At 72.5% G+C, this 21,919-nt stretch carries 12 protein-coding genes and 2 pseudogenes; all 14 read right to left on the reverse strand.

Annotated elements, in window-relative coordinates:
• Positions 1 to 364 (reverse strand): annotated as a pseudogene (locus C1I98_RS13520) (shikimate dehydrogenase); the annotation flags it as partial.
• The gene (locus C1I98_RS13525) at positions 357 to 1,175 is read right to left on the reverse strand and encodes a 4'-phosphopantetheinyl transferase family protein (RefSeq protein WP_111167517.1); all 819 of its coding nucleotides are present in this window, start codon (positions 1,173 to 1,175) and stop codon (positions 357 to 359) included. The gene C1I98_RS13525 and the pseudogene C1I98_RS13520, both read right to left, overlap by 8 nt.
• An 86-nt stretch (positions 1,176 to 1,261) precedes the next feature.
• Entirely contained in the window at positions 1,262 to 2,947 is a 1,686-nt protein-coding gene (locus C1I98_RS13530; RefSeq protein ID WP_111167518.1) for a class I adenylate-forming enzyme family protein, read from the reverse strand.
• A gap of 3 nt (positions 2,948 to 2,950) precedes the next feature.
• Complete coding sequence (locus C1I98_RS13535) at positions 2,951 to 4,810, reverse strand: AMP-binding protein (protein ID WP_111167519.1); 1,860 nt, start codon at positions 4,808 to 4,810, stop codon at positions 2,951 to 2,953.
• Positions 4,811 to 4,833: 23 nt separating this feature from the next.
• A complete protein-coding gene (locus C1I98_RS13540) occupies positions 4,834 to 6,156 on the reverse strand; it encodes an aspartate aminotransferase family protein (protein WP_111167520.1) in 1,323 nt (440 codons plus the stop codon).
• A complete protein-coding gene (locus C1I98_RS13545; protein WP_111167521.1) occupies positions 6,153 to 7,202 on the reverse strand; it encodes an HAD-IIIC family phosphatase in 1,050 nt (349 codons plus the stop codon). Before C1I98_RS13545 ends, C1I98_RS13540 begins: the two co-directional genes overlap by 4 nt.
• Positions 7,199 to 8,350, reverse strand: coding sequence for an acyl-CoA dehydrogenase family protein (locus C1I98_RS13550; RefSeq protein ID WP_111167522.1), 1,152 nt, complete (start codon positions 8,348 to 8,350; stop codon positions 7,199 to 7,201). The genes C1I98_RS13545 and C1I98_RS13550 overlap by 4 nt, the downstream gene beginning before the upstream one ends.
• A gap of 14 nt (positions 8,351 to 8,364) precedes the next feature.
• Positions 8,365 to 8,616 (reverse strand): acyl carrier protein, encoded by a 252-nt coding sequence (locus C1I98_RS13555; RefSeq protein WP_111167523.1) that lies wholly within the window; start codon positions 8,614 to 8,616, stop codon positions 8,365 to 8,367.
• Positions 8,617 to 8,627: 11 nt separating this feature from the next.
• Positions 8,628 to 9,512 carry a 3-hydroxyacyl-CoA dehydrogenase family protein gene (locus tag C1I98_RS13560; protein ID WP_111167524.1) on the reverse strand — a complete coding sequence of 295 codons (885 nt, stop codon included), beginning with the start codon at positions 9,510 to 9,512 and terminating at the stop codon, positions 8,628 to 8,630.
• An 18-nt stretch (positions 9,513 to 9,530) separates the two neighbouring features.
• The gene (locus tag C1I98_RS13565) at positions 9,531 to 15,011 is read right to left on the reverse strand and encodes a type I polyketide synthase (RefSeq protein WP_111167525.1); all 5,481 of its coding nucleotides are present in this window, start codon (positions 15,009 to 15,011) and stop codon (positions 9,531 to 9,533) included.
• A gap of 47 nt (positions 15,012 to 15,058) precedes the next feature.
• Positions 15,059 to 16,291: an MFS transporter gene (locus C1I98_RS13570; protein ID WP_111167526.1), complete on the reverse strand. Its 1,233-nt coding sequence runs from the start codon at positions 16,289 to 16,291 to the stop codon at positions 15,059 to 15,061.
• On the reverse strand, positions 16,288 to 17,604 hold the full coding sequence (locus C1I98_RS13575) for an ATP-grasp domain-containing protein (RefSeq protein WP_199536919.1): 1,317 nt from the start codon (positions 17,602 to 17,604) through the stop codon (positions 16,288 to 16,290). Before C1I98_RS13575 ends, C1I98_RS13570 begins: the two co-directional genes overlap by 4 nt.
• Before the next feature lie 24 nt (positions 17,605 to 17,628).
• Entirely contained in the window at positions 17,629 to 21,480 is a 3,852-nt protein-coding gene (locus C1I98_RS13580) for a non-ribosomal peptide synthetase family protein (RefSeq protein WP_111167527.1), read from the reverse strand.
• A gap of 9 nt (positions 21,481 to 21,489) precedes the next feature.
• Positions 21,490 to 21,919 (reverse strand): annotated as a pseudogene (locus C1I98_RS13585) (MFS transporter); the annotation flags it as partial.

Consider the following 21,919-nt stretch of genomic DNA (forward strand, 5'->3'; position numbering starts at 1 on the left):
ACCCTGCCCAGTCGGTGTTGTGGCCGATCGCCCGCATGCCGCCCGCCCCGCGCACCCCGTCGAAGACGACGGTGTTCACCGCCCCGATGGCGGCGGCCTCGGGGGACAGTTCGTCCAGGTGGTCCAGTACGGCCTGCTTACAGGGGTGGGTGATGTTGAGGCCGGAGTACCCCATGCGCAGGGCCTCGGCGAGCAGGTCGGGGGTCCGGTCGGGGCCGAGCCCGAGTTCGTCGATGTCGATCAGCCGGTAGACGAGCCGCAGCCCGTGCCGTTCGGCCTCGTGCTCGTGCAGGGCCGGACTGAGCGAGCCCTGGATGCCAGCTCCGATCAGCCCCGCGAGCACCGAGTGCGTGCCCTCAGCCATCGTGATCACTCCTTGCCGTGAACGTGGACGTCGCGTCGAGTTCGACGAGGTGGTGGGGCGGTTCCCCGATGACCGCGAGGGCCGCGACCGCGGGGCCGAGGAACCGCCCGGCGGGCCCGCGCAGCGTCACCATGGACAGGCTCTCCGGCTCCGGGCCCTGTTCCCAGCGGATCACGCGGGGGTCCTCCCTCGGCCCGGTCACCTCGATCCTGCGCATGGGCACCCGCAGGCCGTCCCCGGTGGCCTTGAGCAGCGCCTCCTTCCTGGTCCAGTACGTCAGCAGGGCCGCGCGCCGCCCGGCGGGCGGCAGGTCCCGGTAGGCGGCCTCCTCGCCGGGGGCGAGGACCATGCCGGCGACCGCGTCGCCGTCCAGCAGCGCGGCGCCGTCCTCGACGTCCACGCCGATCGGCGTACGGCGGGCGACCGCGCAGACGACCAGCGCGTCGGTGTGCGAAAGGGAGATCTCCAGCCCGGAGCCGCCGGGGATCGCGGGCTTGCCGTGCGGCTTGCCGCAGGTGGCGCACCGGCGGTCCACGACCACGCGTTCGGGCGGCAGGCCCAGGTGGTGGCCCGCCGCGGACCGCACCAGCGCGGACCCCAGGACGAACCGGTCCCGGGCCGCGGCCCGGCGCATCGCGGCGAGCCGCGACGTCTCCTCGGCGCTCATCGCGTTCCTGGCGAGGTACGACGCGGCGAGGTCGGACCGCACGCGCGACCACCACACCCACACCTCCCCCTGCGCCGGTAGGCGTCCCGGGGGCGCGGCGCCGGCGGGCGCCAGTGCATGGGCAGGCAACTGGATCTGCGCCATGTACGTCTCCTATCCGTCGTCCCCGGCGTGGGCGCGGGCGGGCGGGAAAGTGCCCGCGCCCACGGTCCGGTGGCGGGGTGAACCCGTCAGACGGTCACCACGGCCCGGCCGGCGACCGCCGTCCGTCCGGGGCCCGTCCGCTCGACCAGTTCGTCCAGTTCGGCGTACCGCTCGCGGAGCTTGCGCTTGAGCACCTTGCCGGTCACGCCGACGGGCAGCGCGTCGATGATCTCCAGCACCGTGACGGCGGGGTGGCCCGCGGTCTTGAGCGCGGCGTTCGCCGCGTCCAGGATCTTCTGCGGGTCCGCGCCGCCGGCCTCGGAGGTCGCCGCGGCCACGGCCACCGTCTCGCCGCCGAGCCGGGCGGCGACCACCGCGACGTCCTGGATCTCCGGGACCTCGGCCAGCAGGGTCTCCTCCATCAGCACCGAGTACCCCGGCCCCTCGGCCGTCTCGATGGTGTCCACGGCCCGGTCCACGTGGTAGAAGTTGTCGTCCGCGTCCCGGTAGACCATGTCGCCGGGGCACCAGTAGCCGCCGAGCCGGCTGCGGTAGGTGGTGTCGGCGTCGTTCCAGTAGCCGGCGGTGATCGCCGGGCCGGCCGCGCCGAGCAGGCCGATCTCGCCGACCTCGCAGGGCGTGCCGTCCTTGCGCAGCACGGCCACCTCCGAGACGCCGACCGGCTTGCCCACGCAGCGGTCGTTCCGCTCCGAGGCGAGGGTGGTGACCTTGAGCAGCACCGCCCAGCCCAGCTCGGTGGTGCCGAGCCGGTCCAGCCAGGCCGCCCGGGGCAGGCCGGGCGCGCGCTGGGCGAGCACCTTGCGTATGTGCTCGTAGTGGACGGCGTCGGCGGTGGTCACCCAGTGGCCGACCGAGTCCAGCGCGCCGGGCTCCAGGTCGAGCCCGGCCAGGTCGCTACAGGTGTGCCCGAACCCCATGACCGCGGTGGGGCGGTAGGTGCGGATGGCCTCGACCAGCTCCTCGGGGGAGGGGTCGAAGGCCGGGATGATCGGGGTGCCCGCGAAGATGGCGTAGGTGGAGTAGTGGATGTTGCCGAGGTGCGACTGCGGCATCGCGGCGAGCATGACGGCGCCCGGCACGAGCGTCGGGTCCTCGGTGGTGAGCCGGAACTTCGGCCCGGCGACGCTGGAGCGGTGGGTCTGCGTGACCGGCTTGGGCAGGCCCGTGGTGCCGGACGAGTGCATGATCGACACCGGATCGTCCGGGGCGTGCTTCCAGCGCGCCTCCTTGGGCAGCTCGGCGGCCGGAGGCGCGGGCAGCTCCTCGCTGAGCTGCACCCACTGGACGCTGCTCAGGTCGCCCAGCTCGTCGCCGAGCCGGGCCAGGTGCTCGCGGTCGGTGTAGAGGCCGACCGGGGTGGTCTTGCGGATCAGCGAGACCGCGATCTCCTGCGGCGACTTGCTGTTGACCAGCAGCGCGATGGCGCCGATCGAGGCGAGCGCGCAGTAGTGGACGAAGTAGGCGAAGGAGTCGCGCATGTAGACCGCGACCCGGTCGCGGGGCTTGACGCCCTTGCCCAGGTACCAGACCGCCCAGCTCTGCGCCAGCTCGTCCAGTTCCAGGAGGTTGAAGTCGGTCTGTTCGGAGCCGTCCGGCATGGTGATCGGGCGGGCCGAGCGGATGAACCGGGCCTCCGGATGCGGGTTGAACTCGATGGCCGAGGCCAGCAGGTTGCCCCCGCCGACATCGGACCTCGCGGCGAACCGGTGGCGTTGCTCCATGTTCAGCAGCGCCTTTTCAGATAACGTCATGACTTACCTTCCAGAAGCGGGATTGACAGACTCCAGCGAGCGGGCACGTTCACGCAGCGCGGTCCGGTCGAGCTTGCCGACGCCGATGACGGGCAGCGCGGGAAGGACCTCCAGGCGTTCCGGCAGCTTGTGCCCGGCCAGCCCGCACGAGGTCAGGTACCTGCGCACGTCCCGCAGGTCGGGAGGCCGCGGACCGGCGGGCACCACGAAGAGGCAGACGGTCTCGCCGTACACCGGATGCGGCGCGGGCGCGACACCGGCCGCCGCCACCTCCGGCATCTGCCTGACGAACTCCTCCAGTTCCTCGGCGCAGACCTTCTCTCCGCCGCGGTTGATCAGGTTCTTGACCCGGCCGGTGACCTGGACGTTGCCGTCCGGAAGCAGCTTCACCAGGTCGCCGGTGCGGTAGAAGCCGTCGGCGGTGAACGCCTTGGCGGTCGCCTCCGGGTCGCGGTAGTAGCCGGCGATGGTGTACGGCCCGCGGGTCAGCAACTGGCCCACCTCGCCGGGCGGCACCGGCCGCTCGTCCTCGTCCACGATCCTTATCTCGTCGTGTGGCGTGGCCGGGCGGCCCTGGGTGGTGAGGATGGTCTGGAGCGGGTCGTCCAGCCGGGTGAAGTTGGTCAGGCCCTCGCTCATCCCGTACACCTGTTGCAGCGTGCAGGGCAGTACCTTGACCGCCTGCTCGGCCAGGTCCGGGTCCAGCTTGGCCCCGCCGACCTGGAGCACCTTCAGGCTGGACAGGTCGTACCGCTCGCCGCGCAGCACGCCCAGCCACTGGGCGACCAGGCCGGGCACGGCCGCGGTGTGGGTGACCCGCTCGCGCTGGATCAAATCCAGCGCCCGGCGCGGGTCCTCCGGTCCGGCCAGCACGACCGTGCCGCCGGCCGACAGCGTGCCGAGGATGCCGGGGTAGGCGAGAGTGAAGGTGTGGGTGCCGGGGAGCGCCGCCAGGTAGACGGTGTCCGCCTCCACGCCCGCGACCTCCGTGGTGCTGCGCACCACGTAGCCGTAGTCCTCGTGGGTGCGGACCATCACCTTCGGCGGCCCGGTGGTGCCGCTGGACAGCAGCATCAGCGCCGGGTCGGCGGCGTCCGCGCCGGGCGGCGGGACGTCGCCCGGCCCGGGTTCGGGGGCGCACAGCCGGACCAGGTCCGACGGCCCCTCGCCACCGCTGATCAGCACCGTGGCCAGCTTCGGGTGCCGGTCGCGCAGCGCGGCCACCATGGCGGGGTGGTCGGCGCGGCGCTGCCGGGCGGGCACGGCGATGGCGGTGGCCTGGGTGAGTTCCAGGATGCGGTCCAGCTCGTACGCGCGCAGGGTCGGCAGCGTCAGCACCGGCGGCGCGCCGAGCCGCATCAGGGCCAGCACCAGCACGACGTACTCGATCGTGTTGGGAAGCTGCACGACCACCGGATCGGGCCCGGACACGCCGAGTTCGCGCAGCCGCCCGGCCGCGCCCTCGACGGCGGTGGCCAGCTCGCCGTAGGTCATCCGGCGGGCCCCGTACACCAGCGCCACCGCGCCCGGACGGGTGGCCGCCTGGCGCAGGATCACCGCGTCGAGCGTCTCGGGACGCCACAGCCCCAGCTCGCGGTACCGGTCGGCGGCGGGCACCCGCGGAATGTCGAGCCGGGGCCTGTCCCGCGCCTGACGGACCAGCTCGGCCAGTTCTTCCAGCCGGTAGTCCTTGGCGTCCCACAGGTCCACCCTGACCCCGAACCCGCGATCCAGCTCCAGTTCCAGCTCGGTGGTCTCCACCGAGCTGAGTTCCAGGTCGGCGCGCAGCCGCGCCTCGGGCGTGATCTCATCACGCGTCACGCCGAGGCTCTGCAGCACGTCGCGGAGGACGTCAACACTCATGACGGTTCGACTCCCGCTCAGCGTCACAGCCGGGCCAGCGAGTCCTTGACCGTGGCCACCACCGAGTCCAGGACGTCGGGCGTGTGCGCGGTGCTCAGGAACCACGGCTCCAGCGGGTTGGGGTGGAAGTACAGGCCGGCCCGCTGGCACAGGATCTGGAGCCTGCGGTGGGCGGCGAAGTCGATCAGCGGGACGGCCGCGTCGTAGTCGGACTCGGTCTCCTGCGGCCGGGTCAGCAGCGCCACCGACAGCACCGAACCGGCCCGGGTGATCCGCACCGGCCGCCCGGCCTCGGCGAAGACGTCGGCCAGCCGCTGCTCGGCGTACGAGGACAGCACGTCCAGCGTGCCGTACACCGACGGGTCGCCGGTGAGCTTGGTCAGCATCGCCACCACGGCGGACATCGCCGCGTGGTTGCCGGAGAACACCCCGGCGTGGAACGCCTCGTTGCGGGCCAGCGGGGCCATCAGCTCCCGGCTGCCGCCGAACGCGGCGACCGGGAAGCCGCCGCCCAGCACCTTGGACACGATCGTCAGGTCCGGCTGCACGCCCAGCACGCCCTGCGCGCCGTTCAGGCCGACCCGAAAACCGGTGATGACCTCGTCGAACACCAGCAGCGCGCCGTGCCGGGCGGTGAGGTCGGCGATCTTCTCCACGAAGCCGGGCAGCGGGTGGACCATGCCCGCGTTGCCGCAGATCGGCTCCAGGATCACCGCCGCGATCTCGGTGCCGTGCGCGGCGAACAGCGCGTCCAGCGCGGCCGCGTCGTTCCAGGGGAGCTGGTAGGTGAAGTCCAGCGCGCCGGGGATCATGCCGGGCGCGCCGGGCACCGCGCCGGTCGGGTCGGAGCCGTTGTCGGTGATCGCCGACTTGCGCAGGACGGTCTCGCTCCACCCGTGGTAGTGGCCCTCGAAGGTCACCACATGGGCGCGGCCGGTCAGGAAGCGGGCCAGGCGCAGCGCCGAGGTGATCGCCTCGGTGCCGGAGTTGGCGAACCTGACCTGCTCGATGGACGGCACCGTGGCCGCGATCAGCTCGGCGGCCTGGTGGTCCAGCCGGTGCGTGATGCCGGTGATCGCGCCCAGCCGGAGCTGCTGGGCCACCACGCCGAGCACGTCCGGGTCGGCGTACCCGAACAGGTGCGGGCCGTACCCCATGTTCACGTCGATGAGTTCATTGCCCTCGACGTCCCACAGGCGGCAGCCCGCCGACCGGTCCAGCACCAGCGGGTCGGTGACGCCCATGTTGCGCATGTTGCTGCTGCCGCCGCCGGCGATGACCGCCCTGGTGGCCTCCAGCAGTTGCTCGCTCGTCGCATGCGTGAGGTTGACAGAGGTCTGCGTCATGACTTGGAGCTCCTCATCGGGATGATGACCTGCACGTGGTCGGGGTCCGGCGGGATGGCTTCGAGGTCGGCCTGGAAGAGCACCAGGTCGCCGCGGCGTTCGGCCTCGGTGAACCGGTTGAACTTGTAGGTGATGAGCATCTGGCGGTTGCGCCCGGTCTGGACGAACTCGCCGAGCAGCCGCGCGCCGGCGTCGCGGGCCAGCCGCTTGATGTGGTTGATCAGGATGGTGCCGACACCGCGCGACATCACCCGGCAGGACATGAGCAGCAGTTTGATCGTCCAGTCGGTGCCCGACTTCTCGATCAACGCCAGGCCGATCGTGCCGTAGGGGCCGTACCGGTCCTCCAGCGCGGCGGTGAGCAGCAGGTGCCGGTCGGAGTCCAGGAAGGACTCCAGCTCGGCGTAGGAGTAGGTGTAGCCGGTGGTGTTGAGCTGGTTGGTGCGCAGGGTCAGCTCTTCGGCCCGCTGGAGGTCGTCGCGCACCGCCTCCTTGATCGTGAACCGCATGTCCAGGCTGCGCAGGAACGCCTCCTGGGCGCCCTCGAAGTCGGCCTCGGCGGTCTTCCGGTGCTGGTCGGCCTGGTACATCTGACGCCGCCGCCGCGAGTCGGCGGTGACGAACCGCTGGGTGAACTCCGGCATGCCGGGAATGTCGGCCACCTGGACGGCGTCCAGGACCAGTACCTCCGGCAGCGAGAACGCGACCTCCTCCCGCTCGTACGGCTGGTCGTCCACGAACGCCAGCGCGTCCACGCCGATGTTGATGTCGGCGGCGATGGCCTTCAGCGACGCCGACTTCGGCTGCCAGCCGATCTGCGGGTACAGGAAGTACTCCTCCAGCCCGAACTCGCGCAGTTTGGCCAGTGTCGGCTCCGGCTCGTTGCGGCTGGCGATCGAGTGCAGCACGCCCCGTTCGTCCAGGGCCTTGAGGGTCGCGACGGCCTGCGGGAAGGGACGCACGTCGTCGCCCTCCAGCAGCACGCCGTCCCAGAGGGTGTTGTCCAGGTCCCAGACCAGGCACTTGACGGGCTTGCGGTCGCTCATGGTCGCTTCTCCTCGTACGGCACCAGGCGCGCGATCATGGTCTGCTGGATCTGGGTGCTGCCCTCGATGATCTCCATGACCTTCGCGTCTCTGAACAGTCGCTGCGGGGAGCCGTCCGGGTCGCAGCCGTAGGCCCCGTGGATCTGCACGGTGTCCGAGGCGGCCCGGAACGCGCTGGTGGAGGCGAAGTACTTGGCCATCCACACGGCGGCGACGGCGGTGGGCGCGCCGCCCTGTACCAGCTCCCCGGCCTGGAGGCACAGCAGCCGGGCCGCGGACACGCCGGTCGCCATGTCGGTGATCAGCCGCTGCACGAGCTGGTGGTCGAAGACCGGGCCGCCGAAGGCCCGGCGCTCCCTGGCGTGGCCGAGGGACAGCTCCAGGCACGACTGGGCCAGGCCCACCGAGCCCCAGGCCACGCTGTACCTGCCCACGTCCAGGGCCGCTGCGGCGATCGGGGCCAGCCCGAACCCCGGACGGCCGAGCAGCGCCGAACGGGGCACCCGGCAGTTGTCGAACCGCACTTCGGCCAGCATCGAGGCCCGGGTGCCGAGCATGCCGTCGATGGGGACGACGGTCAGGCCGGGGGTGTCCCGGCCGGCCACGAAGGCGCTGTGCCGGCCGTTGTGCCGGGCGAACACCAGGAACACGTCCGCGCCCTGGCCGTAGGTGATCCACCGCTTGGTGCCGGAAAGGAGGTATCCGTCCCCGTCGTTCTCGGCGACCGTGGTGATCTGGGCGACGTCGCTGCCCGCCTCGGCCTCGCTGAGCGCGAACGCGCCGACCTGCTCGCCGGTCGCCAGGCCAGGCAGCCAGGCCCGGCGCTGCTCCGGGTTGCCCCATCGGGTGACGGCCTGGCTGACCATGCTGTGCACGGTCAGCACACTGCGCACCGAGGAGCAGCCGAACCCGATCGCCTCGTTGAGCAGCCCGAACTCGGTCATGTCCAGCTCGGTGCCGCCGTACTCGGCGGGGATCAGCGCGCCCAGATGGCCGGCCGCGCCCATCGCGGCGACGACCTCGCGGGGCACCCGGCCCTCGCGGTCCCAGGCATTGGCGTGCGGCGCGATCTCGTCCTCGGCGAACCGCCGGTGGCTTTGCAGGATCTTGTTCTGTACGTCGGTGAGTGAATGCACACCCGCGCGCATGACCCTCTCCCGCGTCAGGTGCCCGCGGGCACGGCCGACTTGGCGGTGACCAGGCGGGCCACCGCGTCGATCGACCGGAAGTTGTCGAACTCCAGGTCCTCGTCGCCCACGGTGATCTGGAACTCCCGCTCCACCATGTAGATCAGTTGCATGACGAACAGCGAGTTGGCATAGCCGGAGGCGAAGATGTCCTCGTCGTCGGCGAACTCGTGGTCGGCGATGTAGCCGCGCAGAAACTCCCTGACCTTGGCCTTGACCGTTTCCATGGATTGCTCTCCTACTGGTAGACGTGGAAGCCGCGGCCGCTCTTGCGCCCGTGCAGACCGGCGTCGACGAGCTGCTTCAGCAGCGGGCACGGCCGGTACTTGCTGTCGCCGAACGCCTGGTACAGGCCCTCGATGGACAGCAGGATCGTGTCCAGTCCGATGAGGTCGGCGGTCTCCAGCGGGCCCATCGTGTGACCGAAGCAGCCCTTGAAGATCCGATCGACCTCGGTGGCGTCGGCCACCCGCTCGTGTACGAGGTAGGCGGCCTCGTTGACGGTGAGCATCAGCACGCGGTTGGAGACGAAACCGGGGGAGTCGGCGACCACGACGCCCTCCTTGCCGATGGCGGCGAGGAGGTCGAGCATGGTCCGCACGGTCTCGTCGGAGGTGTGGAAGCCCCGGATGACCTCCACCATCGGCTTGAGCGAGACGGGGTTCATGAAGTGCGCGCCGATGATCTTGCTGGGCCGGTTGGTCACCCCGCCGACCCTGGTGATCGGGATGCAGGAGGTGTTCACCGCGAAGACCACGTCGGGCTTGCACACCTCGTCCAGCTCCTCGAAGACCGGGCGCTTGAGGTTCCAGTCCTCGGTGACGTTCTCCACCACGAAGTCGGCGTCGGCGGCGTCGGCGAGCCGGGTGGTGAAGCGGATGCGGGCCAGTACCGCGGCCCGGTCCACGGTGGGCGGCGCGGCCAGCCCGCGCTGCGCGCCCAGCATCCTCTGGAAACGCAGGTTGCGCTCGATGGTCTGCCGGGCCCGGTCCAAAGCCTGGTCGGTGACGTCCACGAGCACGACGTCGAAGCCCGACTGGGCGAAGACCTGGGCGACCTCGCTGCCCATCACACCGGCGCCGATGACGCCGATCGTGCGGATGCCGCTGTCGTTGTCAGGCATGCTGCCTCCAGTCCGTCGTTACGTGTTGGCGACCGCGCCGGCCGTACGGAGTACGTCGGCCAGGCCGGCCACGGTCAGTGCGTCGAAGATCGTGCCGATCGGCAGGTCCACGCCGAAGCCCTCGCGCAGCCGCGGCGCGAGCTGGAGTCCGAGCAGCGAGTGGCCGCCCAGCTCGAAGAAGTTGTCGTGGACGCCGACCTTCTCCACGCCGAGCAGTTCCTGCCAGACCTCGGCCAGGGACTCCTCCAGCGCGTCGCGCGGCGCCTCGTAGGGCACCAGCAGGGCGGGGCGGGGGTGCAGCGCGCCGGTCGCGGCGTCCTCGCGGCGCTCGGTCGCGTCGGGGGCCGCGCGGTTGGCCGCCGCCTCCCGAAGTACCGCGTCCAGCGCGCGGGTGCTGACCATGACCTGCGGGGCCGCGCCGGAGGTGAGGATCTTGACGAACGCCGCGGTGCCCTCCTCGGCGCTCATGCCGTGGTCCAGCGCGGCGCGCAGGAACCCGGTGGACTCCGGGCGGTCCTCGTCCGGCAGCGGCGGCAGGTCGCACAGCTCGACCCGGCCGGGCGTGGCGTCGTGCGCCACCCGCAGCCGGTCGTCCAGGTCGTGGACCCGCTTGAGCACGAACCGGTCGGCGTGGACCAGTACGTTCCCGTCCTCGTCGGTGATCGTCACATCGGAGGTCACCGTCTCCTTCCTGGCGCGGTCGCCGTCCAGGTACTCCTGGAAGCTGTAGAGGGAGGCGGTCAGCGGGGCGAACATCCGCAGCCGCCCGTAGTGGATCGGGATGCGGAACTCCTCGGCATGGTGGACGCCGACGAACGCGGTCGCGATGTCCATCAGCGCCGGGTGCAGCGGCAGGTCGCCGACCTCGCCGCGGTAGGGGGCGGCGAGGTCGAGCCGGGCCAGGAAGCGGCCGTCCCCTGCGTACATCCGGCTCAGGCACTGCGAGCGCGCGCCGAAGCCCATCGGGCCGGTGCCGTCCGGGCGGCCGAGGTCGCGCATGCCCGCGCGGGCCGCCTCGACGTCCAGCCTGGGCGGGCGCTCGCCGGTCAGCTCGCCGACCCGGCCCGTGGAGTGCAACTGCCAGCGCGGCGCTGCGGAGCCGTCGTCGTGCGCGCTGACCACCGAGAACGTCGTGCCGTCCGGGGTGCGCTCAAGGACGACGCGGACCTCCTTGGCCGCCGCGTCCGGCACCACGATCGGGGTGTAGAAGGTGACGCCGGTCAGCTCCACGCCCTGCCCGGTGTGGCCGGCCGCGTGCGCATAGGCGGCCCTGACCAGCTCCAGGTGGCCGACGCCCGGCACGACCGGGCGGCCGAGCATGCGGTGCTCGTCCACCAGCCAGGACCGCTCGGGGTGGAAGTGCGCCACGTACACCGACAGGCGGTCATCGCCCAGCCGCCGCTCCAGGAACGGGTGGTCCACCGGCCGGGTGGCCGGGGCGATCGACTTGGCCGCCATGCCGATGTCGCGCCAGGCGTCCCAGTTCACCGACACGGTCTCCGGCTCGCGGTGGGCGAGCGCGTCCAGGAAGGAGTTGGCCGCGGCGTAGTCCACCTGGCCGACGCCGCCGGTGACCGCGATGCCCGACGAGCAGTGCAGCACGAAGTCCAGCGGCTGCCCGGCGCACGCGGCGCGCAGCGCCAGGGCCCCGGCGACCTTGGGCGCGAGCACCTTGGCCGCCGCGGCGGGGTCCTTGAGCTGGATCAGCCCGCCGCCGGGCACGCCGGCCGCGTGGACGACGCCGTGCAGCGCGCCGAACCGCTCGACGGCCTGCCGCACCACGTCGGTGACCTGGGCGGCGTCGGTGACGTCGGCGGTGGCGAACAGGACGGTGCCGCCGCGTTCCTCCAGCCCGAGCAGCGCCCTGATCCGCTCGGAGCCGGTGGCCAGGGCGTCCCATTCGGCGCGCGGCGGCAGCGGGGTGCGGCCGACCAGCACCAGGTTGGCCTGGTACTGCTCGGCCAGGTGGGCGGCCACGGACAGGCCGATGCCGCCCAGCCCGCCGGTGATCAGGTACGTGCCGCCCTGCCGGAACTGCGGCCCGTCGCCGGGGCCTTCCAGGTCGGCGGGCCGGAACGTCTGCCGCAGGTGCAGCCGCCCGCGGATCGCCACCACCTCGGCCCCGGTACCGGCCGCGACGCCCCGGCCCAGCTCGCGCAGCAGTGCTTCCGCGCTCGCCGGACCGGGCTCGGCCAGGTCGATGCTCCGGCAGGTGATCGACGGGTTCTCCAGCGGCCACACCCGGACCGGGCCGAGCGCGAGCGCCTTGGCGGGCTGCGCGTCGTCGCCCGGCACGATGGCGTGCATCTCGCTGGAGACGACCGTGACCTCCACCGGCTCGGTGAGCCTGATCCCGCCGAGCGCCTGGGCGAGCGCGATCAGGCCGGTCAGGCCGTCGCGGGTGGCCGCCTCGACCGCCTCGGCGGCGAACGGGTCGGCCGGGCGCGGGCCGGTCAGCCACAGGTGGGCGATCCTGGCCGGTACACCGCCGCCGGACTCCAGCGCGCGCAGCAGCGCCGCGTAGTGCGTGGCGTCGGCCGGATCGACGGTGAAGGACTTGTCCGGGAGTTCGGCGAACGCGTCGCCGGGCCGGACCAGCACCGGGGTCGCGCCGCGTTCGGCCAGCAGTCCGGCCAGCCGCTCGCCGACCCCGGCGGCGTCGGCGAACAGCAGCCAGCGCTGCCCGGTCGCCGCGAGGGGCGGCGCGGGCGGCAGCGACTCCCAGTGCGGGGTGTAGAACCAGTCGGCGGGCTTTCGCCGCCCGCCGTCCGGTTCGGCCGGACCGCTCTGCCGTACGGCGGGGCCGCCGGCGGGCCAGTACCGGCGGCGCTGGAACGGGTAGGTGGGCAGCTCGGCCTTGCGCCGCTGGGGCTGCACCCCGTCCCAGTCCGTGTCCACGCCGCAGACCCACAGCTTGGCCGTGGTCGCCGCGATGGACTGCGCGTCGGAGACGGTGTCGCCCGAGCCGGGCAGCGAACCGAGCACCAGCGAACCGGCGTCGGCGGTGCGCGGCCTGGACTGAAGGGCCAGCGAGCCGAGCGACTGGCCGACGCCGACCTCCAGCAGCAGCCGGCCGGGCTCCTCCCACAGGCGGCGCACGCCGTCCCAGAAGCGCACGGTGTGCCGCAGGTGGCGGGCGTAGTAGGCGGGGTCCTGGGCCTCGGCGTCGGTGATCCAGTCGCCGGTGACGTTGGACAGGTAGCGCCGGGCCGGGCGGTTGCGCGGCACGGCGGCGACCAGTTCGGTGAACCGGTCGGTGATCGGGTCCATCATGACGGAGTGGAAGGCGTGCGTGGTGCGCAGCCGCCGGGCCGCGACGCCGTCGGCCTTCAGCCGTTCCCGGACCTCCGTGATCGCCCCGGGCGGCCCGGCGAGGACGCACAGGTCCCGGCCGTTGACCGCGGCGAGCGACACCTCCGGCCCGAGCAGGGCCGCGACCTCCGGCTCGGGAAGCTGCACGGCCAGCATCGCCCCGCCGGGCAGCTCGTCGATCAGCTTGGCCCGCTCGGCGACCAGCCACAGCGCGTCGGAAAGGGTGAAGACCCCGGCCAGCGTGGCGGCGACGAACTCGCCGAGGCTGTAGCCGAGCAGCCCGTCCGGCGTGATGCCGCGCGCCGCCCAGGTCCGGGCCAGCGCGTACTCCACGACGAACATCGCCGGCTGCGCGTAGCGGGTCTGGTCCAGCGCGGACGCGGTGTCCGCCCGGCCGAGCAGGGCCCGCAGGTCCACCTTGCCGGAACCGCCGCCGGTGGCGCGCTGCCGGTGCGGCGGGAACAGCACCGGGCGCAGGTCGAGCCCCGCGCGTTCGAGCAGGACGGCGAAGCAGTGGTCCAGGTGCTCGCGGAACACCGGGTCGCGCTCGTACAGCTCCGCGCCCATGTGCTCGTACTGCTCGCCGAGCCCGGGCAGCAGGAACGCCACCTTGCGCTCGGTGGCGGGCACGGTGAAGGTGAGCACCCGCTGCGGCGTGCGGTCGCGCAGCGCGGCCACGGCGTCGTCGCGGTCGCGTACGGCGAGCGCGCGCCGGTGCGGGAAGGCGTGCCGGCCGGTCTGGAGGGTGCGGGCCACCTGGTCCAGCGGGACCTCGGGGTGGTCCTCCAGGTGGTCGGCGAGCCGGTCGGTGGCCGACTCCAGCGCCTCGGGACCGGCCGCCGCCAGCGGCAGCACCTGCCACCCGTCGGCCGTCTCCGTGGGCGCGGACGGCTCCGGCGCCTCCTCCAGGATGACGTGCACTCCGGTGCCGCCCATGCCGAAGGAGCTGACGCCGGCCCGGCGCGGCCCGTCGGCGGCCCACTCGGTCCGCGCCGCGGCCACCCGGAAGGGCGACTCGGCGAACCGGATGCGCGGGTTCGGCCGGTCGAAGTGCAGGCTGGGCGGGATCTCCCGGTTCTCCAGGCTCAGGATGGCCTTGATCAGCCCGGCGATGCCCGCCGCCGCGTGCGTGTGCCCGATGTTGGTCTTGACCGAGCCGATCAGGCGGGAGCCCGCCGTCCAGCCCGCCGCGCGGTAGGCGCGGGTCAGCGCGTCGATCTCGATGCGGTCGCCGAGCGGGGTGCCGCTGCCGTGCGTCTCGACGTACCCGATGCTGTCGGGGTGTACGGCGGCGCGGCGCAGCGCGGCCTCGACGATCCGCGACTGGCCCGCCACGCCCGGCGCGGAGAACCCGACCCGCTCGGCCCCGTCGTTGCCCATTGCCGAACCCTTGATCACCGCGCGGATGCGGTCGCCGTCGGCCAGCGCGTCGGACAGCCGCTTGAGCACGACGATGCCCGCGCCCTCGCCGATGACCGTGCCCTCGGCGTCGGCGTCGAATGCCCGGCAGTGGCCGTCGGGGGAGTAGATCCCGCCCTTGTGGTACCGGTAGCCGGGCACCTCGCCGGAGCGGATGGTCACCCCGCCCGCGAGGGCGAGGTCGCTGGAGCCGTTCTGGAGCGACTCGCAGGCCATGTGGACCGCGACCAGGGCGGTGGAGCAGGCGGTCTGCACCGTAACCGAGGGGCCGTTCAGGTTGAGCTTGAAGGAGATCCTGGTGGCCAGGTAGTCGTCGTCGGTGGACACCCCGGCCAGGAACGCCTCGGCCGGTTCGGTGAACGTGCCGAGCAGGCCGCGGTAGGCGTTCTTGTAGGCCCCGGCGAAGACGCCGACCCGGCCGGGCGGGCTCTTGGGGTCGTGCCCGCTGTCCTCAAGGGCCTCCCACGCGCACTCCAGCATGACCCGGTGCTGCGGGTCCATGAGCGTGGCTTCCTTGGGGTTCAGCGCGAACAGCCCGGCGTCGAAGGCGTCGGAGTCGGCCACGACTCCCGCGGCCGGCACGTAGTCGGGGCTTTCGATCAGGTGCGCCGGCGCGCCGGCGGCGGCGAGTTCGGCGTCGGTGAAGACCGTGACCGGCTCGGTACCGGACCGCAGCATCCGCCAGAACTCGGCCGTGCCGGTGGCTCCGGGGAAGCGGCAGGCGGTGCCGATCACCGCGATGTCGTGAGCGTCAACGTTTTCGGGCATGACGAAGGCGTCCCTCCGGTTTTTGGCGGGGATTTCGGCGTTTTCGGCTAGGTGGTCTGGCCTGTCAGGGTGTTCTCAGGCGTGGGCTGCGGCCTGCGGATGGCCGTGACGACGACGAGGCTGGCCGCCAGCGACACGATCGCCAGCGGGACCCAGACGCCGTGGCCGAGCTTCACCAGCAGCCAGCCGCCGACGACCGGGCCGATGGCCGAGCCCAGGCCGAAGACGAAGTGGAAACCGCCCAGGTAGTGGCTCTTGGCCCGCGCGGGGGCGATCAGGGCGGGGTAGGCGAAGATGGCGGGGCCGCCGATGATCTCGCCGATCGACCACACCAGGGTGCCGATGACGATCACCGCGGGGCCCATCGGCAGCGCGTACACCGCGATGCCCGCGCCCATCAGCGCGAAGCTGATCCCGATCGTCACCCGCATCGGCCAGCTCTGGGTGACCTTGGTGGTGAGCAGTTCGAAGGCGATGACGATGAATCCGTTGAGCGAGACGGCCACCGTGTACCAGACGATGTCCACCCCCGACGCCTTCACGTCCAGCGGCAGGGTGGACAGGTACTGGCCGTAGACGACCGTGTGGACCAGCGTGGAGATCAGGTAGACCAGGTACCTGCGGTCGCGGAGCACGTCCAGGTAGCTCCCGGACGCCTCCCCGCCCTCGTCCGTCGCCGGCCGTTCGGCCGCGCGGCCGGGCAGCGTGAACAGGGCCACCGCGGCGAACACCAGCGCGATCAGCGCCTCCCCCCAGAACAGCAGGTCGTACCGCTGACGCTGGAGGTTGTAGAGGCCGAAGCCGATCAGCGGCGCGGCCGTCGCGCCCAGGTTGATCCCGAAGCGGGACATGGCGAAGACCATGACCTGCCGGTTATCGGGGGTGAGCTGGGACAGCAGGGTGGCCGAGGCCGGGCGGAACATCTGCGCGGTCAGCCCGGCCAGCGCCACCGCCGCCAGCAGTACGCCGTAGCTGTTCAGGTACAGCAGCGAGGCGATCATGACGCTGGACCCGGCCATGCCGATCACGACGGTGTTCCTGGTGCCGAGGCGCGCGGCCAGCGACCCGCCGAGCAGGGTGCCGACCATCGCGCCCGCGCCGTACGCGCCGAGCGCGAAGGCGGCGGCGTCCGGGGAGTACCCCTGGGCGGTCAGGTACAGCACCAGGAAGATGTTGAGGAAGCCGCTGAGCCGGTTGACGAAGATCCCGGCCAGCAGTGTCTTGACCGCGAGCGGCGACTCCCGCCAGGTGGCCAGGACCGAGCCGGTGTCCGCGCTCATCGCGGACCCTCTGACGGGCGGATCTCGACGGTCAGCGCGGCCCGGACCCGCTGTTCGAGTTCGTCCAGCTCGGTCAGGGTGGGCGCGTCGATGAGGAAGCTCGCCACCCGGTCGGCCGAACTCAGCAGCGGGCCCAGCGCCGCGCCGCGGTTCTGCTGCACGAACACCGCTCGCAGCGCGGGCGGGTCGCCGGGCTCGCCCGGCCGCAGCTCCGGCCAGGGCGCGGTGTCGCCCACCCACTGCGGGGTGACGCCGGGCCAGTCCAGCCGCACGTCCAGCAGTTCGCCGGGGGTGTGCTCGGGGTAGACCTCGCGGGCGTGCCGGGCGAGCGGTGGGTAGATCGCGGTCTCGCCCAGCGCGATCCGGACGACCTCCGGTTCGATCGGCCGGCCGGTGGCCAGGTGGTAGAGCACGGTGATGCCGTCGCCCGGGGTACGGGCGGCGACCTCCATCAGGTACGGCGTGCCGTCGTCGGTCAGCCGCCACTCGGCGTGCGCGATGCCGTCCTGGAAGTCCAGTTTCTCCAGCATCCGCCGGTTGGCGTCCAGCAGGGCGTTTCGCTCCCGGCCCGGCTGCGCGGTGACGGTGTGGGCCAGTTCGACGAAGGTGTCCGCGTCCTGGTCGGTGGTGCGCTTGAAGGTGACCGAGGCGAAGATCACCTTGCCGTCCTGGACCAGGGTCTCCACCGAGTACTCCGGCCCGATCACCTTCTCCTCGACCAGCAGGGTCTCGTAGTCGGGATATTCGGCCAGCCGCCCGCGTAACTCGGCCTCGTCGCGCGCGGTCCACACGCCGGAACTGGAGTGCCGCGAGGCGGGCTTGACCACGACCGGGTAGCGGGCGGCGGCGGGCTCCCGGCCGCCCGGCGGGAGCACCTGCGAGGCCGGGCTGAACTCGGGCAGGTAGAGCCGCTGGAGGTACTTGCTGCGGCAGGCGCGGGTGGCGCGCAGGCCGGGCGAGCGCAGCCCGAGGGCGTCGGCCACCACGCCGGTCGGCTCGACCATGGTCTCGCCGACCGCGCAGATGCCCACGATCGTGTGCTCGTCGAGCCAGCGCCGCACGGCCGCGATCGAACCGGGCAGGAAGGAACCGTCCTTCTTGACGTCACCCTCGACGAAGGCGAAGTCGGCGACCGCCGTGGCCGGGTTGCCCGGCTCCGCCGCCGCCGCCAGCGCCGCCGCCCGCCCGCTCGCGGGGGTCATGACCAGGATCTTCAAGCCCCTGGCGCGCAGCTCCGAAAGGTACCGCGGGTTGCGGCTGATGACGTGGAAGGACCCGGTGAGGACGAACGCCTGCGCTTTCTGGAGTGGCACTGTGGCCTCCTCTCGATGGGTGAGTCAGTGGATGAGCCGGTCCCTGACGGCCTGGATGAGTTCGTCCAGGCCGGGGCCGGCGAGTGTGCCGTAGTGGTCGGCCGCCAGGTCGACCAGGACGGGGGAGCGGCATTCGATGAACGAAGGCTCGTCGCCGCGCGCCCGCAGCACCGTCACGGGGGCCGCGACGGGCCGGGCGGCGAGGTCCGCCGGGGTGTACGTGAGGTTGTACGTCAGGCGCACGATCCGGACGATCCGCCGGATGAGGTCGGCCCCCAGCGTGGGGAAGGCCCGCGCGGTGAACGCGACGAAGCCGTCTTCGTCGTGGACCTCGTCCAGGCACTCCTCCAGCATGGGGCCGCCGACCGAGGCGGCGAAGACCGACCACAGGATTGTCACGAACACGGGGTCGCGGTAGCCCGGACCGGCGGGCGGCCGGCTCGTCACGCGCGGGCTGCCCGGCGCGACGAGCAGCAGGTGGGCGACCTTCTCCCCGGCCCGCTCAAGCCGGTGCGCCACCTCGTAGGCGACCCGCGCGCCGAAGGAGTAGCCGACGAGCGTGTACGGCCCGGCCGGCTGCACCGCGCGGATCAGCTCGATGTCGGCCGCCGCCATCTCCGCGATCGACGCGTACGGCGTCTCGCCCTCGTTGATGCCGTGCGCCTGCACGCCGTACACCGGCCGGTCCAGCCCGGCCCGCCCGGCCAGGCCGCGCAGGTTCATCGGGTAGCCGCCGAGGCCCGGCCACATGTAGACCGGCGGGCCGCCGCCCGCGCTCTGGAGCGGGATCAGCCGGGACACCGCCCGCCGGTCCGCGCCGATCCGCAGCGCGAGCTGTTCGACGGTCGGCGCCTCGAACACCACCTGGAGCGGCAGCGCCCGGCCGAACTTCTCATTGAGGGTGTTGACCAGGGCCATCGCGACCATGGAGTCGCCGCCGATGTAGAAGAAGTCGTCGTGGACGGAGACCTCCTCCACGCGCATGATCCGCTGCCACACCTCGGCGACCCGCCGTTCGGCGGGGGTGCGCGGCGGGACGACCTGCCGGTCCGCGTCGGCGGCCGTGGTGAGGTCCAGCGCGGCCAGCGCCCGGGTGTCGATCTTGCCGCTGGGGGTGAGCGGCAGCCGTTCCAGGATCTCGACCCGGCCGGGGACCATGTACTCGGGCAGCAGCGCGACCAGGTCGTCCCTGATCAGCTCCCTGGGGCCCTTCATGTGGACGCTGTCCTCGCGCATGCCCGTGTCGCGGACCTGCTCGTCGCTGACCCGGCCGCCGACGCAGAAGTAGGACGGGCCGGTCCGCAGGCCCGCGCCGCGCAGGATGGCCGACAGGCGGGTGGCGGACGGCAGGTCGTGGCCGGTCTTGGAGCTGTACCCCGACGACATGAAGCCGAGGTTCAGGTCGTTCATCTGGAGCCGTTGCAGCGCCCTGCCCAGGTCGATGTAGCCGAGCCAGCCCGGCCCTCGGGTGGCGACCATGGAGATGCCGAAGCCCGCCAGCCGGTACACCCGCTGGTTGATCGCGATCACGTGCCTGCGTTCCACGACCTCCGGCGAGACGAAGGAGAACTCGCCGCCCGCGAATCGGTACAGGCCCGCGGGCAGCCCGCCGACGCCGCCCGGGTGGGCCTGGACGTAGAAGTCCACGGCGTGGTCGCCGGGTCGGTCCGGGTCGTACCGCACCACCTCGAACGTGCCGAGGTAGTCGTGGCCGGGCCCGCACTCCAGGTGCGCCATGACCCCGGGCGTGTGGCCGGACGGGCGCACGTCCAGCCCGTGGCCGGGCAGGATCTCCTCCAGCATGCCGACCATGTGGCCGGTCTCGATCTCCAGGACCTCGCCGACGTTGTTGTGGTAGACGGGCTCGATGGCGGGCCGCTTGCCGGCGAAGTGCAGGCGCAGCACGGGCCGCTCCGCGTCGGGGCGGGGCTGGATGCGCACCAGCCGGTGGTGTACCGGGTGGTAGTAGTAAAAGCCCGGGTCGAGTCCGGCGATCCCGGCGAGTTCCAGGTAGAGCTGGGTGGCGTACAGCGCGCCAGGTGAGGCGTAGCCGTATTTCGGCAGCAGCCGCTCGCCGCTGTGGAACTGCCCGAAGTACCGCAGGATCGCGCCCAGCTCGGCCAGGTCCAGCGCCTCCGGGGAGCGCGGCGGCGCGGCGGGCGTACGCCGGGCCAGCAGCCGGGCCAGGTCGTCCTTGGTGACCCGCCCGCCCTCGTAGAACCGGTAGGTCTTGCGGGCGAACACCCGCCGCCACTGCTCGGCGGTGGGCTCGCGGCCGGGCAGGTCCACCGCCGGGCGGCCGGCCACCTCGGCGTCCTCCCGGCAGCCGCCGTTGGAGAGCTGGGCCCGCACCTGGAGCCTGCTCGCCTTGGACAGGTGGTGCGCCGAGTGCCGGTCCTGGTCCATCAGGGCCGCCTCCTGGGAGTCCAGCTCGACGAAGGCGACGAGCTGGTCGGCGGCGGTGCGCGGGTCCTGCCGGACGATGACAGCGGCATTGCGCACCCAGTCGTGCGCCTCGATGGTCCGGCTGACCTCGTCCAGCTCCACCCGGAAGCCGCGTACCTTCACCTGGTTGTCCACCCGGCCGACGAACTCGGCGGTGCCGTCGGCGGTCCAGGTGGCGAGGTCGCCGGTCCGGTACAGCTTGGGGGAGCCGTGGTCCAGCGGGAACGGGTTGTCGATGAACCGCTCGGCGGTCAGGTCCGGGCGGTTCAGGTAGCCCCGGGCGAGCTGGACGCCGCCGACGTACAGCTCGCCCACCTCGTCGATGGACACCGGGGCCAGGTCCTCGTCCAGGATGTAGAAGCGGGTGTTGTGGACGGGCTTGCCGATGGGCACGGTCTGCGGCCCGTCGGCGACGTCCTGCCTGGTGACGACGTGTGCGGAGGCGTTGATGGCGCACTCGGTGGGGCCGTAGAGGTTGGTCAGGCCCGCGCCGGGCAGCGCGTCCAGGCAGCGCCGGGCCAGCGGCCGGGACAGCGCCTCGCCGCCGCTGAAGACCTGCCGCAGCGAGCCGCAGGCGGTCAGCCTGCCGGTCTCCAGCAGCGCCTTGAGCAGGGTGGGCACGCACTGGAGGGTGGTGACGCCGTGTTCGATGATCGTGTCGATCAGCCGCTCCGGGTTCCGGTACAGGCCGGGCTCGCCCATCACGACCGTGCTGCCGCAGCCGGTGGCCAGGATCTCCCACTGCGCGGCGTCGAAGCTGATCGGCGTCTTCTGCAACACGACCCGATCGCGGTCCAGCCGGTGGACGGTGTTCAGCCAGCGCATCTGGTTCACGATCGCGCGGTGCTCGATCATCACGCCCTTGGGCCTGCCGGTGCTGCCGGAGGTGTAGATGACGTACGCGAGGCCGCCGGGCCGGGCCGCGCCGCGTAACTCCCACTCCTGGACGGGCTCGCGGCGGGCGGCGAACCGGGCCGCGCCCGCCGGGGTGACCGCGCGTACGTCGGTCAGCTCGGCGAGCATCGACGACAGCGCGTCCTGGGCCACGATCAGCTCGATGCCGCTGTCGTCGATCATGTACCGCAGCCGCTCGGCCGGGTAGTCCGGCGACAGCGGCACGTACGCGCCGCCTGCAAGAAGGCTGCCCCACACCGCGACCGTCATGTCGATCGACGGATGGGCGAACAGTCCCACTCTGGCGTCCGAGGCGACGCCGAGGCCGCGCAGGTAGACGGCCATGCCGGCGGCCCGCTGGGCCAGCTCGCGGAAGGTCAGCCGCCGGTCGCCCGAGACGACCGCGACGGCGTCCGGCTGCGCCCAGACCTGCTCCCACAGCAGGTCGGGGAGGCATTCGCCGCCCCTGGGCGCGGTCGTATGGTGGTCTTCTGCGTACGGCAAGCCCGCACGATGCACGATGGCCTCCTTGGTCATCCAGGTGTCCTAGACCTTGGCGTGCGCCAGGCTGGGCGAACGCTCGGCGGCCAGGGCGGTGCGCAGGTAGTACCACCAGGTGATCGCCATGCAGGCCGCGTAGAAGAGCAGGAACGCGGCCAGCGCCGGGCCGAGCGTGCCCGCCGCCTGGCGGGAGAAGGTGAAGCCCAGGTTGATCAGGACGCCGCCCGCCGCACCCACCGCCCCGACGATGCCCACCGCCGCCGCGGCCTGCCGCCTGGCGGCCCGCACGCTGCCGCCGGGCCGGGCCCGCTCCTGCGCCGAGAAGATCAGCGGGATCATCCGGTAGGTGGCGCCGTTGCCCAGCCCGGCCAGCACGAACAGCCAGATGAAGGCGCCGAAGAACAGCCAGAAGGTCGCCTCCCGCAGGCTGACCAGCACCCCGGCCACCCCCGCCGCCATCGCGGCGAACGTCCAC

This window comes from Spongiactinospora gelatinilytica (assembly GCF_003236385.1).
Classification (GTDB): domain Bacteria; phylum Actinomycetota; class Actinomycetes; order Streptosporangiales; family Streptosporangiaceae; genus Spongiactinospora; species Spongiactinospora gelatinilytica.